Genomic DNA, 10487 nt, shown 5'->3' with positions numbered 1-10487 from the left:
ATATTACTACTATGACTTAACAAAGTCAAGTTTTGCTTAATGAAACTATAATTTTTTTATGTTATTTCAAAAGAAGTTATAAGTTTTTTCATGATATCCTTAAAATCTAACCTATCTACATCTATCCAAATAGTTTTATCCATGTGTTTAAACCATGTAAATTGCCTTTTAGCAAAACGTCTTGTTTTCTTTTTTATATCATTTTTTATGTCATCAATATCTCCACCATTTTTTAAAAAATTTTCAATTTCTGTATACCCAATAGCCTTAAAAGATGAATATTTACTGTCATAGCCCAGTTGATTTAAATTTTTCACTTCATCAATCCACCCAACGTCAAACATTTTATCAACCCTTTCATTAATTAGTGAGTATAATTTGTTCCTATTTCTGTAAAAAACATATACATTATACTTAAATTCAGGTCTTTTATGAAAAAGTTTATGAGCCTCAGTAAAAGGTATGTTTAAAATTCTATAAACTTCCAACGCTCTAATTATCCTTACCAAATCATTTTCTGAAACCTTTGAAGCATACAATGGATCAACCTTTTTTAATTCTTTATGTAAAAAGGGTATCCCTTTTTCACAAGCTATTTCATTGAGCTCTTTTCTTATTTCTTCATTTCTTGAGGGTCCTTTAAAGATGCCTTTTGTTAAAGACTCAACGTATAAGCCAGTACCACCAACTATAACAGGCATTTTTCCTTTATTCAGAATATCTTTAATTAAACTTTCGGCGTGATTAAAAAAATCTCCTGCTGAATAGTTATTATCAGGAGTTAAAATATCTATTAAATGATGTTTAACTTTATCAAGTTCATTCTTTGTCGGTTTGGCAGTTCCAATATTCATATATTTGAAAACCTGATAAGCATCTGCACTAATAATTTCAATATCAAAATACTCAGCTAGTTTTAATACAAAATCTGTTTTTCCAGTGGCTGTAGGTCCAGTAATTACAGGAATCCTCATTTATCTATGAAACTTTTTAAACAACTCATTTTTGTTAAGTTTAAATATTATTGGCCTACCATGGGGACATGTGTAAGGATTTTCACATTTAAAGAGATTACTTACTAGTTTTTTCATTTCGTCCATAAGAAGTCTCTCTCCAGCTTTGATAGCACATTTACATGCAATATTTAAATAAATAGGTTCTATAAAATTGTTGTTATTATCTAAATCATTTTTTACAAGAATGCTCCTTATTTCCTCTTCTATATTTTTATTCAATATCTCAGCAGGTAATGAATTAATTTTTAAAATTTTTTCACCAAAAATTTCTAAATCAATTCCGCAATTTATTAATTTTTCTCTGTTTTCTATAGCAAATACAATTTCATCACTTCCACACTCTAACAAAAATGGTTCTGTTAAAATTACTGAGTTTATTGGATTATCTTTCTTCATTAGCTTTTCGTATAACACTCTTTCATGGGCAATGTGCTGATCAATAAATAGAACTTCTTCCCCTTTTTCAACTACAATAACAGTACTGAAAAGTTGACCTAAAATTATTAAATCATTATTTTCATTATTAATAAAATTCTCTTTCTGAAGATCTTTAACGTTTTCAATTTCTATTAATTTTGTTAAATCAACAGTATATTTAATATTATCTTCACCAACGTTATGGTAATTTGATAACGCCATCTCACTGTTAGAATATTCAGTCTTTTCACAAGTATTTTTTTTAGAAAAGTTTAGTGTTTTATTTACAGCATTAAAAACAGCCTTAAATACTTTATTGGAATTATAAAATTTTACAAACATCTTAGCTGGATGAATATTCACATCCACAAAATCAGGTAGAACTTCAATATTTATAGATGCTACAGGATATCTATTATCAGGTATTTTTCTGTAATATGCTTGCAATATGGATTGTACAATCATATTATCTTTTATAACTCTTTTATTTACGCCAATAAAAATATTGTCCTTTCTAAATTTTTGAACATTTGGCAGACTTATTAAACCACTAATTCGTAAGCCATCTTCCTCATAATTTACTTCTTCTAACTCATCTACTCCAAAAATTTTCTTTCCTTTATTAATTAAGGTTTCATTACCACCGAACTCTAACAATACTTTCTCATTACCAATCAATTTAAAGGATTTATCGGGATTTAGCAGTATTATTTGTTTTATATATTTTATAATTTCTTTTTGCTCACTAATAGGTGATTTTAAAAATTTATATCTTGCGGGTATTTTTGAAAAAAGATTTTTAACAGTAACAATTGTACCATTATAAAAAGGAGTTGGTGTTACTTTTCCAACCTTTCCAAAATCAACAGACAGTTCATAACTTCCACTCTTTATATTAAAATTACTTACAGAACTTATAGCAGCTAAAGCCTCTCCCCTAAAACCGTACGTACTTATCTTAAATAAATCTTCATAAGTATCAATTTTGCTAGTAGCAAAGCGCATTATAGTGAGTGGCAGATCCTCTTGTTCTATTCCAATACCATTATCATACACTCTAATTAGTGAAACCCCACCGTCCAAAATTTCAATCTTAATTTCAGTAGCACCAGCATCAAGCGCATTTTCCACCAACTCTTTCACAATATTTACAGGTCGATCAACAACCTCTCCTGCTGCTATCTTATTTGCTATATGTTCGGGGAGAACTTTTATTTTACTCATTTAACCTCTGCAAAAACTCCTATAGCTCTATATTTATTGTACCTATCCTCAAATAGCTTATCAGAAGACATCCCTTTAAGTTCTCTGAGATGCTTTTTTATGGCAATTTTAACATTTTTAGCTGTTTCTAAATGATCCCTATGTGCACCACCCACGGGCTCTTTTATAATTTCATCAATTACCTTCAATTTAAACAAATCTTGTGCTGTCAATTTCAAAGCCTCTGCAGCTTTACCGGAATAACTTGCATCTTTCCAAAGTATTGAAGCACAACCTTCAGGACTTATTACTGCATAAACTGCATGTTCAAGCATTAACACTCTATTTCCCATTGCAATAGCAAGTGCTCCACCACTACCACCTTCACCTGTAATAACCGTAATCATGGGAACAGATAACCCAGCCATTTCTTTTAAATTTCTTGCGATTGCTTCAGCTTGCCCCCTTTCTTCAGCTTCAATTCCAGGATAAGCTCCAGGTGTGTCAACAAAAGTTATTATTGGTCTTTTAAATTTTTCAGCAAGCATAAAAATCCTTAGAGCTTTTCTATAACCTTCAGGATGTGCCATGCCAAAATTTCTGTATATATTATCCTTAGTATTTTTACCCTTTTGATGTCCAATAATTGTCACAGGTTCACCATCAAATTTAGCAAACCCGCACACAATAGCTGGATCATCTCTAAATAATCTGTCTCCATGAAGCTCTACAAAGTCTTCAAAGATATATTTAATAAAATCTAAAGTATATGGTCTATTAGGATGTCTTGCCACCATTACTTTTTGCTGAGGTGTAAGCGATTTATAAATATTAACTTTTACTTGTGATAGCTTTTTTTCTAAACTTTCAATTTCTTTAGCCAAAGATTCTCCTGATAATTCAGACATTTGTCTAAGTTCTTCTATTTTTTTCTCCAATTCAAATATTTGTGTTTCAAATGGTAAAGGTTGAACTGCCATATTGCACCTCATTTATTAAATAATAATATAATTTAGAACTTTGCTCAATATCATAAATTGCATTGTAAATCAAAACAATTAACTGAACAATAAATCATTAGGTTTAATTAATTTTAGTTTTAATAAACAATAAGTACTCTCAAAAAAAGTTGTATCACACTATTGTTACAAGTATAGTTTATATTTTTTATTATAAATATGTTTAATATTTTAAAACAAAAAATCAAGTTTTGTTTGATATTTTAAAAAAATTATAATATTTTGAATGAAATTTATTTTGTGAGGTGGTAAATGATTATTGGAGTACCAAAAGAGATCAAACCTGATGAAAATAGGATTAGCATTACTCCTGCAGGAGTACATGAACTTGTGAAAAATGGGCACAAAGTATTAATCGAAAAAGATGCCGGTATTGGCAGTGGTATTTCAAACGAAGAGTTTATCCAAGAAGGAGCTATGATAGTTGAAAGTGCTAATGAAATATTTGAGAAAAGCGAAATGATAATTAAAGTAAAAGAACCACAACCGGTGGAAATCGAGAAATTTAAAGAAGGTCAAATTGTATTTACTTATTTACATCTAGCACCAGATGAAAGGCAAACAAAAGGATTAATAGAGAAAAAAGTAGTGGCTATTGCTTATGAAACAATAGAAGTTAATGGGAAACTTCCTCTTTTAGAACCAATGAGTGAAATTGCAGGAAAAATGTCATCACTAATGGGAGCATATTATCTTGCAAAACCTTATGGTGGAAGAGGTGTGCTTGCAGGAGGTGTTGCAGGAGTTCACAATGCTAAATTTGTTATCATTGGTGGTGGAACTGCAGGTTTAAATGCTGCAAAAATTGCTTCAGGATTGGGAGCTTATGTTATAGTAATGGATATTAATTTAGAAAGAATGAGATATTTGGAAAATATTTTACCAGCAAACTGCAAAATGATCATGTCAAATAAAGTAAATATAGAAAATGAAATAAAAGATGCTGATGTTGTTATCGGTACCGTATTGATCCCTGGTGCTAAAGCCCCAAAACTTATTACCAAAGAGATGATTACAAAAATGAAAAAAGGTGCTGTAATTGTGGATGTAAGTATCGATCAAGGTGGTTGCGTTGAAACATCAAAACCAACAACCCACCATGATCCTGTTTATGAAATTGATGGCATATTACATTATTGTGTGGCAAATATGCCAGGAGCCTATGCTAGGACCTCAACTTACGCACTTACAAATGCTACTTTACCATTTGTTTTAGAAATTGCAAATAAAGGGTGGAAAAAAGCCTGCAAAGAGAGTGAATCGATTAAAAAGGGAGTAAATGTAGCTTTTGGTCAAGTAACTTGTAAGCCTGTGGCGGAAGCTCACAATCTTCCATTTAAAAACATAGAAGACATTATTTGAAATTTAAAGAGACAAAAAACTTAACTAATATTAACCAAGGGACTATTATCTAATAGATTTAGTCCCCCTCTTTTTAAATTATTATTATAAATTCAATCAACTACTAAATCAAAAATCAATAATGAAATGATTATAAAAACAGACAGAAACCTTTTATTCTTTCTGTTTCGTCTGTTTTATCAAACAATCAATCAGAAAATAAAAAATATTTCTTGATTCGAATAAAAAGTAACACTACATACATTTTTCAAGCTTTGATTCTAACGTTTTAACAAATATTATTCACAATGGATTTTAAAACTTTCAAAGGATAAAGATTTTATATAAAATTAATTGCACAATGGCAAACATCCCTAAGGTTACAAATTGCAATTAAACATAGTTAATTATTATACCATTGTATAACATATTTTAAATATGCATATAGTATAATATTTTCAATTTGTTTTATATTATGTTATAATAATTACAAAGTATGTTTGGAGGTGGTTTATGGATTACCCTATTTGGCTGATTAATAGCGATACTCCTGGAGCATTAGTCATTGCACTGGTTTCAATATTTCATGTTTTTATTTCACACTTTGCTGTTGGTATGGGGTTGTTTTTAGTATTAGCCGAAAAAAAAGCTTTAAAAGAACAAAATGAAGATTTAAAATCTTTTGTAAAAAAAACTAGTTCACTCGTATTGTTAGTATCTGCAGTTTTAGGAGCGTTAACAGGTGTTGGTATTTGGTACACTATTGCTTTAGTTTCACCTGCCGGGACTTCTGCTTTAATCCATAATTTTGTCTGGGGTTGGGCTTCAGAGTGGGTATTCTTTGTTTTAGAAATTGTTACAATACTTATTTATTACTATACGTGGGATAAAGTCTCAGATAAATTTCATGTTTTATTAGGCTGGCTCTACTTTATTGGAGCTTATATGAGTTTGGTAATCATTGTTGGAATTATTACTTTTCAACTTACTCCAGGAAAATGGATTGAAACTCATAATTTCTGGGATGGATTTTTAAATCCCACTTATATTCCATCAGTTGTAGGTAGAACAGGCATTGCATTATTACTTGCAGGACTTTATGCAATGATAACTATTTCATTTATTAAAAATGTTGAAGTTAAAAAAAGTGCATCTAGGTTTTCTGGTTATTTTGTGTTGGCAGGGTTAATTTTAACTTTTGCAGGAATGACATGGTGGGCATTTGCTATACCCGTTGATATAAGAGAACAGTTTCTGGGAGGAAATATAACATTAACTAACTTTTTCAAATACTCTGGATATATTACTGCTATTATGGGACTATTGACTTTATTGTTTATGTTTATTCTATCTCGCTATATAAATATTGCTATAGCTTTAATTATCTTAATTATGGGACAAATTAGCTTTGGTTACTACGAATTCACAAGGGAAAGAGCAAGAAAACCTTTTGTAATCAGAGACTATATGTATTCTAACGGAATTATGTTATCTGAAATAGAAAAACTAAACAAAAATGGAGTGTTATCAAAAGCTAAGTGGGCAAATATTAAAAATGAAAAAAATATGATAAAAATTGGAAGAGCTGTTTTTGTTTCTGAATGTAAAATTTGCCACTCAATAAACGGTTTTAATGCCCTTAAACCTAAAATTGAAGGTTTAGAAGTTGAAGATATTGACGCCATTCTTATGGATTTAAATTCAAACCCTCTTATGCCTCCATTTGTAGGAACCGATTCTGAAAGAGAAGCTCTTGCAAAATACTTAGCTAAAATAGCACAATAGGGAGGAATTTATGAATAATATTTTAAATTATATTCCAGCACCAGATGTTTCACCTTTACCAAGCCATCCATATATCTTTATTTTCTTTTTGGTTGTAACGCTGTTTATTCATTTTTTATTTATGAATTTAACCTTAGGTGGCAGTATAATGATTATAATTGCCAAATACTTTGCCAAAATTAAAGGAAATAACAATTATAATAAAATAGCTGAAGAAATAGGGTGGCTGAATACTTTTAATATTTCTTTAACAGTAACCACAGGTGTAGCACCATTATTATTCCTTCAAATACTTTACGGTCAATTTTTTTATACATCTTCAATTTTATTATCTTGGAAGTGGTTGTTTGTTTTATTAGCAATTATTATTGCATACTATTTCTACTATCTTTATAAATTTAAACCGTCATATATTAAATTTACTGGAGGCAAAGGGTTTATTTTTATTATTTTAGCTACAATACTTTTTCTGTATGTAGCCTTAATGCTTGTAACCAATACATTAGTTTCAATGCAACCAGAATTGTGGAAAAAAATATATTTAGGAAAAATATCTGCCTTTTCTGCCAAAACACTTTGGCTTAGATTTTTCCATTTCATTTTTGCAGCTATAGCATTCAGCGGAGCATTTTACATGCTTTATGCTAAACTAAGAAAAAGTTATGATAAAGAGTTATCTGATACTATGTATAAATTAGGAAAATATACATTTTTTATTCCAACTTTAACCCAACTTTTTATAGGTACATGGTTTTTGATATCTCATCCTGTAAACTATTACGTAAACGTTTCAACAATGATATTTTTAACCCTAGGAATTACAATGGCATTTATACCGGTTTTTTTAATAATTACAAAAAAAGAAAATGAAAAAATAGTTTTTGGATTTACATCTCTATCAGTATTATTTATGGTTTTAGTTAGAAGATTCATCGAAGTTAGTTATTTCTCAAAATATTTTAACCCTTTGTATTTAAATGTAAGAACACAATGGAGTATTTTTATTATTTTTCTAATACTTTTTGTTGCTCTTCTGGTTACGCTTTATTATTTATTTATTAAATTAAAGTATGAGATTGTCAAAAAATAATTTATTTATTTTAGGGGGTATTTTCCCCCTTATATTTTCTATACTATTAAAAAAAATAAATACCTCTTGAGAAATTTTACCTTTTATACTACAATTTATAAGTCGCTATTTTTTAATTTTATCAATAAGTTATAAAATTGGAGGAGTTTAATGTTTTCTGATAACATACTAGAATTGCTTAATGAAGAGCCAAAACTTTCTGCAAACGCACTGACTGTTTTAAGAAAAAGGTATCTAAAAAAAGATGAAAAAGGAAATGTAATAGAAGCACCTAAAGAGATGTTTCAGCGTGTAGCAATGAATATTGCAAAAGGAGATTTGAATTATGATAAAAAGGCAGATATAACAACAACTGCAAAAAAGTTTTTTGATATCATGGTGTCTTTGAAGTTTTTACCTAATTCACCAACATTGATGAATGCAGGAAAAGAATTGCAACAGTTATCTGCATGCTTTGTTTTACCTGTGGAAGATTCATTGGATAAAATTTTTGATGCTGTTAAATACACAGCCCTGATTCATAAGTCAGGCGGTGGTACAGGTTTTTCTTTCTCAAGATTAAGACCAAAAGATGATGTAGTAAAAACTACAAAAGGTGTTTCAAGTGGCCCAGTTTCTTTTATGACAGTTTTTGACTCTGCAACAGAAACGATAAAACAAGGTGGTACAAGACGTGGTGCAAACATGGGAATTTTGAGGGTAGACCATCCAGATATCATGGAGTTTATCTATGCCAAAAAAGATAAAACAAAACTTACAAACTTTAATTTATCTGTAGCTGTAACTGAAAAATTTATGGAAGCTGTCTTAAAAGACGAAGAATATTCGTTAGTAAATCCAAAAAATGGTAAAGTTGTAAAAAAACTAAATGCCAAAGAAGTATTTGATCAAATGGTAAAACTAGCTTGGGAAGGTGGTGATCCTGGAATTATTTTTATCGACAGAATTAACAGAGATAACCCTACTCCTAAAGAAGGCGAAATTGAAAGTACAAACCCATGTGGTGAACAACCATTGTTGCCTTATGAATCATGTAATTTAGGTTCCATAAATTTAGGTAAGTTTGTAAAAAACAATGAAGTTTTGTGGGATGAATTACGAGATGTAATTCACACAGCTGTTCATTTTTTAGATAATGTTATTGATATGAACAACTACCCAATTTCTAAAATTGAAGAAATGACTAAAAAGAATAGAAAAATTGGATTAGGAATTATGGGATGGGCAGATATGCTCGCTCTACTTGAAATACCATACAATAGTGAAAAAGCGATACATCTTGCTGAAGAAATTATGTCTTTTATTAGAGAAGAAGGTAGAAAAGCTTCTATAAAGTTGGCTGAAAAAAGAGGAAGTTTTCCTAACTTTAAGGATAGTATTTACCCCGAAATGGGGTTTAAAATGATGCGAAATGCTACAATAACTACGATTGCACCAACGGGTACTATTTCTATAATAGCAGGATGTTCATCAGGTATAGAGCCTTATTTTGCCATTGCTTTTTATAGAAACGTTCTTGATAATGACAAGTTAGTTGAAGTCAATCCTATATTTAAAGAGATTGCAAAGCTAGAAGGTTTTTATTCTGATGAGCTAATGGAACAAATTGCAGAGCAGGGACATTTGGAAAATATAAATGGAGTTCCTGAAAAATGGAAAAAAGTTTTCGTAACAGCTCATGAAGTAACCCCCATTTGGCATGTTAAAATGCAAGCAGCATTTCAAAAATATACTGACAATGCAGTAAGTAAAACAGTAAATTTCCCAAATGATGCCACTATTGAAGATATAAGGGAAGTATATTTGCTAGCCTATAAATTAGGTTGCAAAGGAATAACAATTTATAGGGATGGTAGTAGAGAACAACAAGTTATAAATATCGGAACTGTAGAAAAGAAAGAAGATCAGGATGTCATTGAAATTAAAGGACAATTTAAACCTCGTCCTAGACCTAAAGTGCTTGTAGGTAAAACAATTGAAATGATGACTGGTTGTGGTAAACTTTATGTTACAATCAATCAAGACGAAAATGGTGAGCCATTTGAAGTATTTACCAGTATGGGGAAAGCTGGTGGATGTGCACAAAGCCAATGTGAAGCAATTGGTAGACTTATATCATTAGTTTTAAGAAGTGGTGGTGATCCTGAAAACATTATAAAACAACTAAAAGGGATTTCGTGCCACATGAGATATGGTTTCGGTCCAAATCAAGTATTAAGTTGCGCTGATGCAGTTGGCAAAGCTATTGAACAAGCATTAAATATGCCTACTGAGATAAAGGTTATAAAACAAGAAGAAATTACCGTGGACAAATTACTAGAAGAGTTTGAAGAAAACACGAAAAAAACAAAAAATGCTATGCCTAGGAATGGTGCATGTCCAGAATGTGGTGGAATATTAAACTATGTAGAAGGGTGCGATGTTTGTTACTCCTGTGGATATTCACATTGTAGTTAGTTGCCACTAAAAAGTGGCAACTATTATATACTTATAATAAAAAGTTAATTTGTATTTATAACCATACCTATTAATGATATTCTATGTTTGCTAACGAAAATTTTTGAGTCAATCTTTTTTATCTATCAATAGATTGCAACAATAGCTTGTTTTATGTTA

The 10487-nt window shown here is 30.2% G+C and carries 7 protein-coding genes; 4 read left to right on the top strand and 3 right to left on the bottom strand.

The window, feature by feature from the left end; translation table 11 throughout:
• Positions 1 to 56: 56 nt before the first annotated feature.
• Genes miaA through OWK30_RS09495 form a run of 3 tightly spaced genes read right to left on the bottom strand, consistent with a single transcriptional unit; the run spans position 57 to position 3616 of the window.
• Positions 57 to 974 carry a tRNA (adenosine(37)-N6)-dimethylallyltransferase MiaA gene (miaA, locus tag OWK30_RS09505; RefSeq protein ID WP_423325912.1) on the bottom strand — a complete coding sequence of 306 codons (918 nt, stop codon included), beginning with the start codon at positions 972 to 974 and terminating at the stop codon, positions 57 to 59.
• A complete protein-coding gene (gene mutL, locus OWK30_RS09500; protein ID WP_423325910.1) occupies positions 975 to 2657 on the bottom strand; it encodes a DNA mismatch repair endonuclease MutL in 1683 nt (560 codons plus the stop codon).
• Positions 2654 to 3616 carry an acetyl-CoA carboxylase carboxyltransferase subunit alpha gene (locus tag OWK30_RS09495; RefSeq protein ID WP_423325909.1) on the bottom strand — a complete coding sequence of 321 codons (963 nt, stop codon included), beginning with the start codon at positions 3614 to 3616 and terminating at the stop codon, positions 2654 to 2656. Before OWK30_RS09495 ends, mutL begins: the two co-directional genes overlap by 4 nt.
• A gap of 291 nt (positions 3617 to 3907) precedes the next feature.
• On the opposite strand from OWK30_RS09495, the gene ald reads away from it, so the two are divergent.
• The 4 genes from ald (at position 3908) to OWK30_RS09475 (ending at position 10328) form a co-directional block, all read left to right on the top strand.
• On the top strand, positions 3908 to 5017 hold the full coding sequence (ald, locus tag OWK30_RS09490) for an alanine dehydrogenase (protein ID WP_423325908.1): 1110 nt from the start codon (positions 3908 to 3910) through the stop codon (positions 5015 to 5017).
• Between the two features lie 492 nt (positions 5018 to 5509).
• Positions 5510 to 6781: a cytochrome ubiquinol oxidase subunit I gene (locus OWK30_RS09485; protein WP_423325907.1), complete on the top strand. Its 1272-nt coding sequence runs from the start codon at positions 5510 to 5512 to the stop codon at positions 6779 to 6781.
• A gap of 10 nt (positions 6782 to 6791) precedes the next feature.
• Entirely contained in the window at positions 6792 to 7871 is a 1080-nt protein-coding gene (locus OWK30_RS09480; RefSeq protein ID WP_423325905.1) for a hypothetical protein, read from the top strand.
• A 150-nt stretch (positions 7872 to 8021) separates the two neighbouring features.
• Positions 8022 to 10328 carry a vitamin B12-dependent ribonucleotide reductase gene (locus OWK30_RS09475; protein WP_423325903.1) on the top strand — a complete coding sequence of 769 codons (2307 nt, stop codon included), beginning with the start codon at positions 8022 to 8024 and terminating at the stop codon, positions 10326 to 10328.
• Positions 10329 to 10487 lie beyond the last annotated feature (159 nt).

This window comes from Deferribacter abyssi, assembly GCF_049472655.1.
GTDB classification, from domain to species: Bacteria; Chrysiogenota; Deferribacteres; order Deferribacterales; family Deferribacteraceae; genus Deferribacter; species Deferribacter abyssi.
Note: the sequence above shows the minus strand (reverse complement) of the source record. Positions and strands in the feature narration are given on the sequence as shown.

Coding starts and splice junctions, on each gene's coding strand:
- miaA (WP_423325912.1), bottom strand. CDS start 974: ATGAGGATTCCTGTAATTACTGGACCTACAGCCACTGGAAAAACAGAT.
- mutL (WP_423325910.1), bottom strand. CDS start 2,657: ATGAGTAAAATAAAAGTTCTCCCCGAACATATAGCAAATAAGATAGCA.
- OWK30_RS09495 (WP_423325909.1), bottom strand. CDS start 3,616: ATGGCAGTTCAACCTTTACCATTTGAAACACAAATATTTGAATTGGAG.
- ald (WP_423325908.1), top strand. CDS start 3,908: ATGATTATTGGAGTACCAAAAGAGATCAAACCTGATGAAAATAGGATT.
- OWK30_RS09485 (WP_423325907.1), top strand. CDS start 5,510: ATGGATTACCCTATTTGGCTGATTAATAGCGATACTCCTGGAGCATTA.
- OWK30_RS09480 (WP_423325905.1), top strand. CDS start 6,792: ATGAATAATATTTTAAATTATATTCCAGCACCAGATGTTTCACCTTTA.
- OWK30_RS09475 (WP_423325903.1), top strand. CDS start 8,022: ATGTTTTCTGATAACATACTAGAATTGCTTAATGAAGAGCCAAAACTT.